Annotated in this window: 6 protein-coding genes and 3 pseudogenes; 5 read left to right on the forward strand and 4 right to left on the reverse strand. The window is 55.0% G+C overall.

Annotation, left to right across the window (positions count from 1 at the left end; genetic code table 11):
- Positions 1-213: 213 nt before the first annotated feature.
- The gene (secF, locus tag U1763_RS20885) at positions 214-1,155 is read right to left on the reverse strand and encodes a protein translocase subunit SecF (protein WP_332756833.1); all 942 of its coding nucleotides are present in this window, start codon (positions 1,153-1,155) and stop codon (positions 214-216) included.
- 14 nt (positions 1,156-1,169) lie between these two features.
- Positions 1,170-2,774: a protein translocase subunit SecD gene (gene secD, locus U1763_RS20890; protein ID WP_332756834.1), complete on the reverse strand. Its 1,605-nt coding sequence runs from the start codon at positions 2,772-2,774 to the stop codon at positions 1,170-1,172.
- Positions 2,775-2,978: 204 nt separating this feature from the next.
- On the opposite strand from secD, the gene U1763_RS20895 reads away from it, so the two are divergent.
- The 5 genes and pseudogenes from U1763_RS20895 to tnpC all read left to right on the forward strand — a co-directional run bounded on the left by U1763_RS20895 (position 2,979) and on the right by tnpC (position 14,887).
- Positions 2,979-4,078 (forward strand): IS3 family transposase gene (locus U1763_RS20895; protein WP_332756838.1). Its coding sequence is split into 2 segments (ribosomal slippage): positions 2,979-3,231 and positions 3,231-4,078, totalling 1,101 coding nucleotides; the frame shifts between segments, so codons are not numbered across the junction.
- Positions 4,079-4,365: 287 nt separating this feature from the next.
- Positions 4,366-12,798, forward strand: coding sequence for a non-ribosomal peptide synthetase (locus tag U1763_RS20900; RefSeq protein ID WP_332756835.1), 8,433 nt, complete (start codon positions 4,366-4,368; stop codon positions 12,796-12,798).
- Between the two features lie 84 nt (positions 12,799-12,882).
- The gene (locus tag U1763_RS20905) at positions 12,883-13,203 is read left to right on the forward strand and encodes a hypothetical protein (protein WP_332756836.1); all 321 of its coding nucleotides are present in this window, start codon (positions 12,883-12,885) and stop codon (positions 13,201-13,203) included.
- 2 nt (positions 13,204-13,205) lie between these two features.
- Positions 13,206-13,439, forward strand: coding sequence for a transposase (locus U1763_RS21210; protein ID WP_443026956.1), 234 nt, complete (start codon positions 13,206-13,208; stop codon positions 13,437-13,439).
- Between the two features lie 103 nt (positions 13,440-13,542).
- Positions 13,543-14,887: pseudogene (gene tnpC, locus U1763_RS20910) on the forward strand (IS66 family transposase).
- Between the two features lie 150 nt (positions 14,888-15,037).
- Here tnpC and U1763_RS21215 read toward each other — a convergent pair.
- Together U1763_RS21215 and U1763_RS20920 are read right to left on the reverse strand one after the other, a co-directional pair.
- Positions 15,038-15,139: pseudogene (locus tag U1763_RS21215) on the reverse strand (integrase core domain-containing protein); the annotation flags it as partial.
- Between the two features lie 77 nt (positions 15,140-15,216).
- A pseudogene (locus U1763_RS20920) lies at positions 15,217-15,510 on the reverse strand (IS66 family transposase); the annotation flags it as partial.
- Positions 15,511-16,226 lie beyond the last annotated feature (716 nt).

A 16,226-nucleotide genomic window follows, 5' to 3' on the forward strand; every position in this document is an offset into this window, starting at 1 on the left:
ACTGTATCAAATCGGGTCAATCTTGACGACATACATCGGGAAGAGACAATATGCAATGGCTTCTGCAGCGCCAGTCTATATTAACAGCAGCTCTACATGATCTCGACAGATCTTAGCAGGAGAACACTGAGCTCCAAAAGCATTCTTCAAAGTATGAACATGCAAGATAGTCCACATTAAAAATAATTAACATTAGGCATCCTGTCTGGATTGCTAGAGGCTTCCATGACTCCCCTCTTCTGGCAACTTTGAATCTTTCCCCAAGCCCAACGTTATGAGCAGTGACGACGACACGTAAACCGATGAATACGTCCCGACGACGATGCCCAAGATCATCGCAGCGGTGAACCCGCGCAGCACGTGGCCGCCGAGCACCAACATCGCGATCAACGCGAGCAGGATCGTCACGGAGGTCATCACCGTACGCGGCAGCGTCTCGTTCACCGAGAGGTCAATGATATCGCGCATGTCCATCTGGCGATAGCGGCGCATGTTCTCGCGGATACGGTCGTCGATCACGATCTTGTCGTTGATCGAGTACGAGATGATCGTCAGCACCGCCGCGACGATGTTCAGGTCGAACTCGAACTGCGTCAGCGCGAAGAAGCCGAGCGTCATCAACAGATCGTGGACGATCGCGACGACGGTCGACACGCCAAACTGCCATTCGAACCGCACCACCGCGAACAGCGCGATGCCGAGGATCGCGAGACCGACCGCGAGCAGACCCTTGCTAATCAGTTCCTCGGATACCTTGCCCGAGATCGTGTCGTACTTCGAGAAGGTCGCGCCGGGGAACTTGGCCGCGAGGTCGTCCGACACCCTCTTGACGAGGCGGTTGGTCGCCCCCTCGTCGTTGCTCTGCGGGATCGGCAGGCGGATCGACAGCGTCTTGGGGTCGCTGAACGACTGGATCGAGGCCTCGCCTACGCCGAGCCGGTCGACTTCGGTCCGGACCGCGTCGATCGACGGCGGGGTCGCGAACTTCTCTTCGATCAGCACGCCGCCGACAAAGTCGACGCCCATGTTCAAGCCCTTGGTGACGACGAGTCCGATCGCCAGCAACGACAGCAGCAGGGTCAGCCCGAACGCCCATTTGCGGAGCGACACGAACTTCAGGTTGGTGTTGTCGGGTACGAGTTTCAGCAGGCGCATGGTAATCTCCCGCCTCAAATATTGATCGTGGTGGGGCGGTTCTTCCGCAGCCACAGCGCGACCATCATCCGCGTGAACGTGACGGCGGTGAACACCGACGTACAGATCCCGATCAGCAGCACGACCGCGAAACCCTTCACGGGGCCCGAGCCGAGCAGCAGCATGATCACACCGGTGATGGCATGGGTCACGTTGGCCTCGAAGATCGTCCGCGATGCTTCCTTGTAGCCGAGTTCGACCGACTGGACGACACTACGTCCGCGTCGCCGTTCCTCGCGGATACGCTCGTTGATCAGCACGTTGGCATCGACCGCGGTACCGATCGTCAGCACGAAGCCGGCGATACCGGGCAGTGTCAGCGTCGCGTTCAGCATCGCCATGACGGCGACGATGACCAGGATGTTGATGACCACCGCGAGGTTCGCATACAGGCCGAACCGGCCATAGGTGACAAACATGAATATGATTACGAGCAGCGCGGCGACGATCGACGCGAGCACGCCGGCACGGATCGAATCCTTGCCCAGATCGGGGCTGACCGTGCTCTCGGCGACAACTTTCAATGCTACTGGCAACTTGCCCGAACGCAGCGCAATAGCAAGATCATTTGCGGTCTGAATGGTATAATTTCCGGTAATAGCTGCGCGGCCACCAAGGATTGGTTCATTGATGTTAGCTACCGAAATAACTTTATTATCGAGGATGATAGCAAATGGCTTGTTAACGTTTTCTGTCGTAATTTTTGCAAAACGCCGTCCGCCAACGGCGTCGAAAGTAATGCCGATATTTGGTGAATTAGTTTGAGGATCAAACTCCTGCCTCGCATCCGCGATTTGGTCGCCAGAGATAACTGCGGAGCGCTTAAGTGCTTCGAATGGTATTCCAGTCGGATTGTCCGGATAAGGAACAACTTCGCTACCATACGGAGCCAAGCCTTTTATCAGGTCGGCTGGGCTTACGTTCTGATCAACCAGCTTGAACTCAAGCCTAGCTGTTTTTCCAAGTAATTCCTTGAGTGCCTGGGGGTTCTTCAAGCCCGGCACTTGAACCACAATTCGCCGAGCGCCCTGCCGAACGATCGTTGGTTCCTTCGTCCCAAGTTCGTCGATACGGCGGCGCACAACTTCGGTTGCGTCCTTCATTGCTGTGTCCACGGCTTGAGCCAAGCCCGACTCTGTCGGCTTGAGCACGAAGCGGCTCCTGTCGATGACGTTAACATTCCACTCGCGCTGGCCACTTACCTCGGAGCCACCGCCGGTAATCGCCAGCAGACGCGTCTGCGCGGCCTGTGTCTGTGACGGATCTCGCAGCAGGAAAGTCAACTGACCACCGCGTGTCGAAATGTCGCCGATCTCGATCCGCGGCGTTCCGTTGCGCATCATGCCTGCCACGCTGTCGCGCATCGCTTCGATCCGCGTTGCGGCAAGGTCGGCAGTGTCCGCCTCGAGCAGCAGGTAGCTACCTCCGGCAAGATCAAGCCCCAGATTGACATGTGGGTTCGGTATACCGCCCAACCTGCTCGTAACCCTTTCTGGTAGAAAACTAGGGATGGCCAGTAAGCATAGCGCTAACAGTAAACCGGTTATGGATATAATTTTCCAGCGGGGAAAATTGAGCATTATGTGCGAGCCCTCGGGTATCGACGTTAACGTTCGTCTACGCCGCCGCTATGAACAATGTCTACGAATAATCGGTCTACCTCAGGGCGGCGCCATAGACTCCGGGTCAACGGGTCTTAGCGATTTTGACGTCCCCCCTGTTTTTTAGTCCATTTTGAGCGAGAGTTTTCCGGCCTTGTGAAGCCTTCGGGCAAGGAACTGGAAATGAAGAAATCTAGGTACACGGACGAGCAGATTGCCTTCGCGCTGAAGCAGGCGGAAACCGGCACACCGGTTGCCGAAGTCATCCGGCGGATGGGGATTTCGGAGCAGACGTTATACCGCTGGAAGAAGGTGTACGGCGGTCTCGGGGTTGGCGAGCTGAGGCGCCTGAAGCAGCTCGAGGATGAGAACCGGCAGTTAAAACAGCTGGTTGCCGATCTGAGTCTGGACAAGCACATTTTGCAGGATGTCCTGTCAAAAAAGCTCTGACGCCTGGACGACGACGCGACCTCGTCGCGTACGTCCAGGCGTCCCATGCCGTGAGCGAACGGCGCAGTTGCTCGGCGCTGGGCGTCGAGCGGTCGTCGGTGCGCTACATCTCGCACAAGCCGGACCAGACACCGCTGGTGATGCGCATCCGTGCTCTGGCGGCGACGCGGACGCGCTATGGCTATTTCCGGATCTACATCCTGCTGCGCCGGGAAGGATGGGTCGTGAACCACAAACGCGTCTATCGGCTATATCGGAATGATGGACTGAGCCTTCGGCTCAAGAGGCCAAGGCGCAACGTCAGCGCTGCGAACCGCGAACGGCAACCCGCGGCGTTGGCGGCGAACGAGATGTGGTCGATGGATTTCGTCTCGGACGCCCTGTTCGATGGCCGGCGGTTACGCGCGTTGACCGTCGTCGATACCTTCACCCGCGAAGCATTGGCGATTGACGTCGACCAGGGGATCAAGGGCGAACAGGTCGTCGCCGCGATGGCACGGATTTCGTCTATCCGCGGCGTGCCCAAGACCATTCGCGTGGACAATGGTCCGGAGTTCATCTCGAAGGCGCTCGACCGCTGGGCGTACGAGAACGGCGTCACGCTGGACTTTAGCCGACCGGGCAAACCCACTGACAATGCCTTCGTGGAGTCGTTCAACGGCCGCCTTCGCGACGAGTGCCTGAACGCGCATTGGTTCCTGTCCATGACCGACGCCCGAGCCAAGATCGAGGCCTGGCGACGGGACTATAACGAGAGCCGTCCTCACACATCGCTTGGCTGGATGACGCCGGTCGAATATGCTGCTGCAGCGGCCACAAAGGCGGCCGAATGAACGCCGGAAACTCACCTTCAGGTTGGATGAGAAACCGGGGGACCCTCAAATGCGGCTAGCTATACTGGTGATACGCCCTTCGAACCCCTCATTCCAAATGCGAGCTACGAGGGTCACGGCCCGATAAAACACACGCAAAGCCGTGCCGACCTTTATGTAAATCATAAATCGGGCCCTCGCGGGTCTCTGATGGCAAGCGGGGGCAGAGAATATCGCGCTCGTTTAGGCGTTGTAAGTTACCTTACGGCGATTAAAACAAGGTCATTACTCGATGCATAGGTGATGCTTTGGAAGGTACCGTAACCGCCCCCGCTCCGCATGCTGATCGGCTGGCTGCCCAAGCGAATTACTGGCGAGATAACTTAGCTGGCGCGCCGGCGCTGCTAGAGTTGCCCACTGATCGCCCCCGCCCTGCCAAGCAGGATTTCACGGGGTCATTTTTGGCGGTGGAACTGAACGCCGACCTTACGGCGGATTTGAGGCGGCTCGCTAGCCAACACGATACAACTTTGTTCGTCACGCTCCTGGCAGCTTGGGCTACGGTGCTCTCGCGTCTTTCGGGACAAGAAGACCTTGTGATTGGCTCGCCGACTGCCAATCGCGGCCGACACGAAGTTGAAAATTTGTCCGGCCTTTTTGTGAATACGCTGGCATTACGGATTGATCTCTCGGGGGACATTACCGTCGCCGAGATTTTGCGGCGCACGCGTGCAACGGCCTTAGCAGCTCAGGATTGTCAGGATATTCCTTTCGAGCAAGTGGTTGAGATCGCCCAGCCTCCGCGGAGCTTGAACCGTTCACCACTATTCCAAGTGATGTTTGGATGGCAGGGTCGCGAGGATTCCACCCCGAGCTTGCCCGGTCCGGAGGTACATTATCACCCGCTTATGTCGAATAAGGTCAACTTTGATCTCGACTTGATGCTGGGAGAACGAAACGGAATAATTTCAGGAAGTCTCGGCTACGCCACGTCTCTTTTCAATGAATCTACGGTAGAGCGCTACCGCGGCTACTTCATAGCTACGCTACACGCTATGGTTGCCGACCCGCTACAGCTAGCATTGTGTATCGACCTCCTCCCCACTGATGAGCGTACCTTTTTGCTCGACAGCCTGAACCAGACGGATGCGCCATATCCGAACCAGATGTGCGTGCATCAGCTGTTTGAAGAGCAGGCCGCTCGTTCACCGGATGCAGTTGCGTTGATCTATAATGGCCAAACGCTCTCTTATGGCGAGCTTAATACTCGCGCCAATCAACTTGCCCGCCACCTTGTCACCCTTGGCGTGCGCCCGGACATGCGGGTGGCGATCTGCGTTGAGCGCTCATTTGAAATGGTTGTCGGTCTTTTTGCCATTCTTAAGGCGGGCGGCGCTTATGTACCGCTTGACCCAGACTACCCGACTGATCGTCTCTCATATATGCTGACTGACAGCAATCCTCAAATGGTCCTGAGCCATGGCCGCGCGCGTGAAGCCCTTAAGCACGCCACCAACGGTCTAATCACCCCTCCACCAACCATCGATATTTCTGGTGACGCATATTCTTGGGCAAGCCAGTCCAGCGCCAACCTAGATCCAGCGCGATTAAACTTGGCCCCCCACCATTTAGCCTATGTTATCTACACCTCCGGCTCAACGGGTACACCGAAAGGAGTCATGGTCGAACACGAGAGTTTCGTCACCACCTTGGCAGGAATTCAGGTTCACCTGACTCTCGATGCAAAAGATGTGATGCCATGCCTTGCGTCTTTGGCCTTTGATATATCGCTCCTCGAGCTTCTCTTACCGTTATCAAATGGAGCGGCATCCCAGCTCCTTGGTTCTGACATACCTAAGAACATAGATATTCTCGTTGAGCAGACCCAGCGTGTAACTGTATTTCATGCGGTTCCTAGTTTAATGAAGCTATGGCGAAAATATCTTGATGTAGATGCAGCAGCATTTTACCCGCATATGAGAGTTATTTTAGTTGGCGGGGAGGCCGTACCCTTTCAATTGCTAAATGATTTAGCGGTACAGTTTCCTGGAAAAAAGATAATAGAGCTGTATGGACCAACTGAGGCTTCAATCATCAGTACAGCCTGTGTATATGATGTAACAACAGAACGAAGATCTATCGGCCGCCCCTTACCAAACACGCGTATTTATTTAATGGATAAGCATAGCCAACTGGTACCGCTTGGTGCAATAGGAGAGATCCACATTGGCGGTGCGGGCGTCGCACGGGGGTACCTCGACCGACCTGCGGTGACCGCAGAGAGATTCGCCCCTAATCCATTCGTTGCAAGAGACCGTCTATATCGGACGGGCGACCTCGCCCGATACTTGCCTGATGGTGATATCGAATTTTTAGGCCGTAACGACTATCAAGTGAAACTACGTGGATTTCGAATTGAGCTCGGTGAGATCGAGGCTCGCCTAACTCAGCACCCCGATGTGGAGTCGGCTGTAGTGACGGCGAGCGAAAGCGCTGATGACGAGAAGCGTTTAGTTGCGTATATAGTGCTGCAAGGCCCAAATACTAATAAGAGCGAGAAGACCGCCGAACTACGTGCTCATCTTCTTAGCCACCTCCCCGACTACATGCGGCCTGCGGCATATGTATTGCTGGACAATTTGCCTCTTACGTCCAACGGCAAACTTGACCGAAAGGCGCTTCCTCCGCCTAAGTTTGATGCCTATGTTCGCCAAGGTTATAAACCGCCCCGAGGCGAAACGGAACAAGCACTAGCGTCGATTTGGTCTGAGCTTCTTGGTATCAAACATATCAGCCGACACGATAATTTCTTCGAACTCGGCGGGCATTCCCTATTGGCTATCAAACTCCTTGAACGCCTCCAAGCGCAAAATCTAGTAGCGGACGTCCGGGCTGTCTTTTCTGAGGCGACCTTGGAAGAATTCGCCACCACCTTGCAGCGAGGTCGCCGGCTGGTGACCGTGCCACCAAACCTTATAACTGTCGACTGCAAGTCACTCACGCCCAACCTTTTCCCTCTTATCAAGATCACTCAGCGCGAGATCGATTTTATTGCCTCACATGTCCCAGGCGGGACTTCTAACATACAAGATATCTATCCCCTGCTTCCCCTACAGGAGGGCTTATTATTTCATCATATTCTTGAGCAGGAGGGGGATCCTTATTTGGTATGGAATATGCGCTCTTTCCCAACTCGAGAATCGATCGCTCTCTATACCCTCGCTCTAAACAAAGTGATAGATAGACATGATATTCTTCGCACTTCGATCTTCTGGGAAAATATCTCCACGCCAGTCCAAGTAGTATTGCGAAAGACAACTCTTAACCCCGATATTGTAGTACTTGATTCCGAGTCGGGAGAAATTGCGGATCAGCTACGAGAAATGTTCAATCCGCGACACTATCGACTTGATATACGTCAGGCACCTATGCTGCGTATAATTGCAGCACATGATCCTTTGAATGAGCGTTGGCTTTTAATGGAGTTGATTCACCATATCGTCGACGACGGTATTTCCCTGAGTGTAATTGACGCAGAGGTTCGTCTACATTTAGAGGCGCGGTCATCTGAACTCACACCCCCAATTCCATTCAGAACCGTGGTTGCTCACGCTCGTTTAGGTGTTGATGAGCAGGAGCATGAAGCCTTCTTTTCGAATATGCTCGGCGACGTTACCGACGCGACAATCCCGTTCGGACTTCACGATGTACACCGCTCTGGTAGCGATGCCTTAGAACACCGTTCCATGGTTAGATCCGCCACCTCTGCCAAGTTACGATCACACGCTCGCGCTCTGCGGGTCGGCCCGGCAAGTCTTTTCCACGTGGCGTGGGCCGTAGTGCTTGCGCGTAGTTGTTACCGTGACGATGTAGTATTTGGAACCGTTCTTCTCGGTAGAATGCAGGGTCTAGAAGGTGTGGATAGCACCTTAGGTATATTCATCGATACCCTTCCTATCCGGATTAAGCTTAACGGCGCAAGCGTCAAAGACTGCATACACGCTACACACAAGACACTGAGTGAGCTATTACATCATCAGTATGCTTCTCTCCCACTGGCGCAGCGCTGCAGCGGAATACCGGCACCGGCCCCCCTTTTTACTGCTATTCTGAACTACGGACAGATCAAACAGATTTCACTGCCAAACGCAACAACTCCATCCAAGACAGGTTACATTGGAGGCGAGTACCGGACAAATTATCCAATCGGCCTGTCAGTCGCTGATCATGGCGGTGACTTTACTATGATTGCACAGGTCGTTGGTTCACTATCACCGCAGCGTATCTGTATGTACATGGAGGAGGCGCTGGCAGGCTTAATTGACGCTCTCGAAGGTGACTCGGAGGTCCTGGTCCAGGAGTTGAAAATTCTCCCCATTGATGAGCGTACCTTTTTGCTCGACAGCCTGAACCAGACGGATGCGCCATATCCGAACCAGATGTGCGTGCATCAGCTGTTTGAAGAGCAGGCCGCTCGTTCACCGGATGCAGTTGCGTTGATCTATAATGGCCAAACGCTCTCTTATGGCGAGCTTAATACTCGCGCCAATCAACTTGCCCGCCACCTTGTCACCCTTGGCGTGCGCCCGGACATGCGGGTGGCGATCTGCGTTGAGCGCTCATTTGAAATGGTTGTCGGTCTTTTTGCCATTCTTAAGGCGGGCGGCGCTTATGTACCGCTTGACCCAGACTACCCGACTGATCGTCTCTCATATATGCTGACTGACAGCAATCCTCAAATGGTCCTGAGCCATGGCCGCGCGCGTGAAGCCCTTAAGCATGCCACCAACGGTCTAATCACCCCTCCACCAACCATCGATATTTCTGGTGACGCATATTCTTGGGCAAGCCAGTCCAGCGCCAACCTAGATCCAGCGCGATTAAACTTGGCCCCCCACCATTTAGCCTATGTTATCTACACCTCCGGCTCAACGGGCACACCGAAAGGAGTCATGGTCGAACATCGCAACGTTGTGAGCTTTATAACCTCGGCGGTAGCTGCCTACTCGTTAGTAAAGGCTGATGTCGTCCTGAGCTTCTCCTCGATCTCCTTCGATGCCCACGTAGAGGATTTGATTGCTCCTCTAATCAATTCTTGTACAACGGTTATTAGAGGAGATAAAGATGCGCTCTCATCCGAGGAAATAAATTCATTAATAAATCTATACCAGATTTCGGTCGTTTCCCTACCTACCAAAATTGGGTGCGAGTTGGGCAGCGAGATCGATGTCGGCGAAAGCCTACGCCTGATAATTATAGGCGGAGATAAACTTGCGTTAGGGGCGTTTCCAACCAATCATAAGCGCAGATACATTGTCAAGAACAGTTATGGTCCTACAGAAACTACCGTTGTAGCGACAGTTGGTGAAATCGACCTCACCGACGGACCACACATCGGTCGCCCCCTGTCAAACGCACGTATCTATTTATTGGACAGGCATCGCCAACCGGTACCGCTGGGTGCAGTAGGAGAAATTTTCATTGGCGGCGCGGGGGTTGCACGGGGGTATCTTAACCGACCTGAACTGACGGAGGAGCGGTTCGTCCCCAGCCCTTTCATCAAAGGAGACCGCCTTTATCGAACCGGAGATCTGGCTCAGTACTTGTCGAATGGCAATATTGTCTTCGTAGGCCGCAACGATCAACAAGTAAAACTTCGCGGTTTTCGAATTGAGCTTGGCGAGATCGAGGCTCGCCTGACTCAGCACCCCGATGTGGAATCGGCGGTGGTTCAGGCAAGAGAAGGCGCTGGCGGCGACATGCGATTAGTCGCGTATATAGTGGCAACTCAACCCAAAGCCGCCACGAAAGCCAATGCCCGAGCCGAGGAAGTAAATAATTGGACTGTCTTGTTTGACGGGGCGTCGCACACGAATAATCCCGATGGGCGTCCGGATTTTACCGGCTGGAATAGTAGCTATTCAGGCGAGGCCATCGCCGCTGGCGAGATGGAGTCATGGCTGGGCGAGACGGTAGGACGAATCCTCGCCTGTTCTCCGAAAAAAATCCTGGAGATTGGCTGCGGCGAAGGGTTGGTAGTGCAGCACTTAGCGCCGCTATGTGAGAGGTATGTAGGCACAGACATCTCGTCAGCGGCGTTAAGTAAACTACGCCGGTGGACTGGCGAAGATCCGGTTTACAAGTGCCTCGAGCTGGTTCGGGGGGACGCCGCTGGATTGCCAAAATACCCCCGCGGAGAGTTCGACACCATCGTTTTAAATTCTGTCGCTCAATACTTTCCGGATAAGGATTATCTAATCGAGGTATTGGAAGACTGCCTGAGACTAACCTCTGATGGGGGGAACATATTCTTAGGAGATATTCGGCATTTAGGACTATTAAAGGCATTTCATAGCTCTACTCAACTTTTCAAAGCTTCGGATGCTTTGACGGTGAGAGAGCTTCGTGAACGTACCGAAAGAGCGGCCGGAGATGATAAAGAGTTATTGATTGATCCGCTGTTTTTTTACCGTCTCAAAGACGTATTTCCCCGTATAAACCATGTCAAAATCTTAATTAAGCGTGACCCTTCGGATAACGAACTTACTAGGTTTAGATATGACGTTATAATTCATGTTGGGCAAACCAAAATGATTGTAGCGGAACCAGATTTTCAAGATGTTGTGGCTAATGACCTCGTTAGCCTTGAATCGATCCTGTCAAGTACTGAGGCAACCTCGTTACGGCTGAGAAATGTGCCTAATTCGCGAATTTCCCATGACGCGGAACTGGTACGTTTATTGACTGAGGGTGATCAGAAAGCTTCGGTAGGCGAAATCAGGAAGGTGCTTCATTCTCTAGATTTAGGAGCTCCAGACGCTAGCATCTTCTGGGAGCTTGGTGAGGCAAAGGGATTTCAGGTCTGCATCTCTTATGAACCAGCAAGTAACGGTGAATTATTGGAAGTATTTTTCACCAGATTTCGACTATGTGAGGTATGTATTCCACAAACTATCCCTGCTGATGAGGCGTTAGTTCCGCTGGAGTTATACTTTAATAATCCCGTCTCACAACTGAGGAAGAAGGATCTTCCGTCTGTGCTTCGCAAGTTTTGCGGCGACCTTCTTCCAAGCTACATGTTGCCTGCAGCCTATGTAGTCCTAGACCGGTTGCCGCTTAACATGAACGGAAAGCTTGACCGCAAGGCGCTCCCTGCGCCCGAGTACGATGCCTATGCCCGGCGGGACTATGAGTCGCCTCGAGGCGAGGTCGAACACGCGCTTGCGGCAATTTGGTCCGATCTTCTAGGCATTGAAAAAATTAGTCGGCACGATGATTTCTTCGAACTTGGTGGCCACTCTTTGCTGGCAGTAAGGCTTATTAGTCGAATTCAGGCTAGCTTGGGCACATCAGTACTCCTGACAAGACTATTCGCCTATCCAACCCTTACGGGATTGGCGAAGGTGCTTGCCGAAGATGAAGATCGGAAGCTTTCCCCGATTTTGCCCATAAGACGCTCTGGGCCATCGCCTCTGTCGTTTGCCCAGCAGCGGCTATGGTTTCTTGATCAACTCGAAGGTTCGAACGCGACCTATAACACTTCTATTGCGCTCCGCTTTGAAGGATTTTTGGATATACCTGCCTTTCAACGCAGCTTAAATGAATTATATTCCCGCCATCAGCCTTTGCGCTCAGTAGTTGTTGCGCATATGGGGAAGCCCGAGGCTGAATATTTGCCTTCTGAGACCGGCATACCTCTTTCGTTTAGCGATCTTAGGAGATCTCAGGACGCCGAGATCAAGTTAGTTCAGATCACCCAAGCGGAGATACAGCCGCCTTTCGACTTAACCAAGGGGCCATTGATCCGCGCGCGCCTAATAAGGCTAGACGCAAGGCTACACGTCTTTATTTTGGTCATGCACCATATTGTCTCCGACGGCTGGTCGATGAACGTGCTGATGCGAGAGCTTAGCTTTGCCTATGCTGCGCTCTTGGATGGCCAGCAACCCAATTTACCGCCCCTACCAATTCAATATTCCGACTATGCTGTCTGGCAGCAGGAATGGCTCGCTGGTGATCGGCTGGCTGCCCAAGCGAATTACTGGCGAGATAACTTAGCTGGCGCGCCGGCGCTGCTAGAGTTGCCCACTGATCGCCCCCGCCCTGCCAAGCAGGATTTCACGGGGTTATTTTTGGCTGTGGAACTGAACGCCGACCTTACAGCGGATTTGAGGCGGCTCGCTCGTCAACACGATACAACGTTGTTCGTCACACTCCTGGCAGCTTGGGCTACGGTGCTCTCGCGTCTTTCGGGACAAGAAGACCTTGTGATTGGCTCGCCGACTGCCAATCGCGGCCGACACGAAGTTGAAAATCTGGTCGGCCTTTTTGTGAATACGCTAGCATTACGGATTGATCTCTCGGGGGACATTACCGTCGCCGAAATTTTGAGGCGCACGCGTGCAACCGCCTTAGCGGCTCAGGACTGTCAGGATATTCCTTTCGAGCAAGTGGTTGAGATCGCCCAGCCTCCGCGGAGCTTGGACCGTTCACCACTATTCCAGGTGATGTTTGGATGGCAGGGTCGCGAGGATTCCCCCCCAAGCTTGCCCGGTTTGGAGGTACATTATCACCCGCTTACGTCGAATAAGGTCAACTTTGATCTGGACTTGATGCTGGGAGAACGAAACGGAATAATTTCGGGAAGTCTCGGCTACGCCACGTCTCTTTTCGATGAATCCACAGTGGAACGCTACCGAGGCTACTTTATAGCTACGCTACGCGCTATGGTTGCTAGCTAATACTGGCCATATTGGTGCTACGGCTGGCAAATTTGGGCCGGCCCGAGTTTTTCCAAAGACTCCAATTCTCCAGAAGTAGGAACCATGGCGCGCAAAGCGACAAACAAGTCTGCGCGCGAGATTTGCGCGGGAGCGGTACAGATGGCGTTCGATCGCGAGCGGGATTATCCATCACGATGGGCGACGGTGGTATCGATTGCGGAGAAGATCGGCTGCGTACCGCAGACGTTTCATGATTGGGTAAAGAGGGCCGAGGTCAATAGCGGCATGCGCGCCGCCGTCCCGGCGATGTCGCTGACAAGGGTAAGCGGTGTTCCGCTGGCACCTTGTGGATGGCGGCGAAGCATGAACGGGTTGGTCTTTCTGAAAAGGAGGAAGGCTTACAGCCATGACGATGTTATGTGACGATGCTGGCTCTAAACCGGGCCGGTTCGAGTTGTTTACGGGGAGTGGGCCTACGTCGCAAATGGGCAGACGAGACCCGGGCTCGAATTTTGGCAGAAAGCTACGCAAGGCTTGAAAGCGTCAGCGCGCCGGCCCGACGCCACAGGATATGTCCATCGCAACTGTTCACCTGGCGGCGGGAGGCACGCAAAGCCATGGAGGCGGCAGCGCCGGTGTTCGTGCCGGCGGTCATCTAGCCCGGTCACCGTTGTTCCAGAGCGATCAGTCCAACGACGGTAATTGCTCACGGGGGTGGCGGAAAGGGTTGCGGTGGGCGTGGGTTTCTGATTCACCCTACAGATGCCGTTTCCTCCGCGCATTGGTCTGAGTGACGCTGACAAGGATGCGATGCTGGCGCAGCAGGAGGATATGCTCGAGCGGCTGGACGCTCGGATCACAGACCTCAAAGCACTCGTAGGCAAGCCTCGCAAGACGTCGACCAGTTCGCTTGTCCAACATCGAAAGACGGGATTTGTCGTGACAGGAAGCGGCGCAAACTTTTGGGTGGGCTGCGCCCTGCTCGGGAAGGCAAGACCCGACCGCTGACGGAGACGCCGGGCAAGACCGAGCGCCGGGTTGCAGATGCCTGCGGTCATTGCGGGACGGATGCGTCGAGAGAGTAGCAGCGCTGCCGGCGTTGCTACGATCATATTGACCTGCCACCGATCCGCCCGGTCGTGACGCGGGTGGAACTGATCCGTGGTCCCTGCGGGGGCTATGGTCGCCGCTACCGCGCCGAGGCTCCGGCAGGGAGGCAACCGGGTATGCCGTTTGGGCTCGGCATTCGCTCGCTGCTGGCCTACCTGCACCACAGCCACCATGTTGGGTTCGAGCGTCTGTCGCGGCTTGCGGCCGAGATGTTCGGCCTGACCATCTCCGAAGGCGCTATCGCCAACATCTTCACGCCCATGGGTCAGGACATGGCTACCGCGACGAACGTGATCCGTGAGAAACTGCGTGGCGCTGGGATCATCGCCTCGGACGAAACGACGACGCAGACCAGCGGCGTGATCCAATGGCAGTGGGTGTTCATCTCGGACCAGGCGGTGCTGCACAAGGTCGCGCCAAGCCAGGCACGCCGTGTCGCCGCAGAAGTGCTCGAAGATCACCGGCCCGACGTCTGGGTGTCCGACCGCTATCCAGCAGGATCTGGCAGGCGCGCATCAGGTATGCCTTGCTCATGTTTTGCGTGACGTTCAATATGCCATTGACTGCCGTGACACGATCTTTGCCCCCACGATCCGCGACCATCTGCGATGGGCGATCGGGGTCAGCAGGCGACGACAACCTCAAGGACAGTACTTTAGTGAGCTACGCTGCAAAAGCCGATCTGAAACTGTCCCGGCTGATGCATGCGCCTGTCGCGCACCTTGCGGGCAAGGCGCTGCTCAAACAGGTCAAGGCCTGGCGAACCAAGTTCTTTGTTTGCCTTACCAATCATGATGTGCCCGCAATCAACAACATCTCCGAGCGCGAGATCCGCCCCTCGGTCGTGTTCCGCAAGGTGACCAATGGCTTCCGCTCGGACTGGGGCGCCCAGATCCACGCCGGATACCGCTCAGTCACCGGGACCGCCCACCTCACCGGCAAATCCGCGCTCGCGGCTGTGAGCGACCTTGTCGATGGTAAGTTCGCCCTGGCCTGATCAGGTCACCACGCGCCAACCCGTGAGCAATTACCGACGACGTGCCCGACAAACGCGCGTCGATGGCATTTGACGTGCTCCCCGTTTTCAGGCCGCTGATAACTCAGTTCTGGTGTCCATATGCCCTTGGCGGGGGCGGTTCGTAAACTCGGCGGGTGCCAACCCGCCAAGGCTGCTGTGTGGACGCACGGTATTGTAGTCCGTCCGCCATACCACGATGATACGTCTCGCCGCAGCCAGCGTTGGGAACAGGGTAAGCGCTGTTATTCCACCACGCGGACGGCGTAAGTCCATAGCATAACGTCGCCAAGGGCATTGATATGATGACCCTAGGCGAGGCGCGTCAGAGTGTCAGCGAGCCAAGCCTGTGTGTCGACGCGGTTCAATTTGGCGGTCTCGATGAGCGAGGCGATGACCGCCCAGTTGTCTCCGCCATCATCGGATCCTGCGAAGAGCGCGTTTTTTCGGTCGAGCATCCGTGACCGGATGCTGCGCTCGTAAGTGTTGGAGTCCAACTCGATGCGTCTATCGTCTAGGAGGCGGCAGAGGCCGTCCCAGTGGCTCAGTGCATAGCGCATAGCCTCAGCGACCCCACCTTTGCGGCTGATCTGGCAAAGTCGCTGCCCGCCGTGCCGTCCGGCAAGAACGCAGTCGCATCGTCATCGACGACCTTCAGCGCGTGCTTGAGGATGCGTTTTGCCCCTCGATCAAGCCCTCGACCACATCGCAAAACAACAGCGTCTTCTGGATCTAGACCGGACGAAAACGTACAAAGCCGAGCTAAGACCACCCCAGCGCAATCACACCACCAAAAGAAGCCTTGATTCAACCACTCGATCCAGCGGCAACCAGCTCGTCCACGCCGCCTAGTGTTCCTTCGCCATGCCCGCTCGGTGCTGTAAAGCTGGCGCGACGAATACGACCAAGTGCGGTCGTACAGCTAACATACGGGCCGACCACTTGCGGATGCTGCCCCGCCAGTGTTTAGACACGGCGCCGGAGACGTCATACCACGCTCGAACCGCAATAATGGCGGGTCGAGCTTTGGGGAGCACGTCGGCCTTGAACCGCAGCACAAGCACGTTACGCTGCTCCTGCAGTGTGTTTTGCCACAGCCGCTTCCTAGCACGCGGCGGACAGTAGATGGCCGACATCCGCGGCGAAAGGAGCTCGTTAATGATCAACATAGAACTTTTGAGTCCTCTGGAGCGGACCCGGCTATTGGTGGAGTGGAACGATACGTCTCGGCCATTTCGATCCGAATCCTGCTTGCATGAGGTGTTCTCGGAAGTTGCGATGTGCCAGCCTGATGCCATTGCGCTATCAGGTATTGTAGAGC

The organism is Sphingomonas sorbitolis (assembly GCF_036663875.1).
Lineage (GTDB): Bacteria > Pseudomonadota > Alphaproteobacteria > Sphingomonadales > Sphingomonadaceae > Sphingomonas.

Bases quoted from the DNA above. Each gene is read 5' to 3' on its own strand.
- secD (WP_332756834.1), bottom strand. From the start codon at position 2,774: ATGCTCAATTTTCCCCGCTGGAAAATTATATCCATAACCGGTTTACTG.
- secF (WP_332756833.1), bottom strand. From the start codon at position 1,155: ATGCGCCTGCTGAAACTCGTACCCGACAACACCAACCTGAAGTTCGTG.
- U1763_RS20905 (WP_332756836.1), top strand. From the start codon at position 12,883: ATGGCGCGCAAAGCGACAAACAAGTCTGCGCGCGAGATTTGCGCGGGA.
- U1763_RS21210 (WP_443026956.1), top strand. From the start codon at position 13,206: ATGCTGGCTCTAAACCGGGCCGGTTCGAGTTGTTTACGGGGAGTGGGC.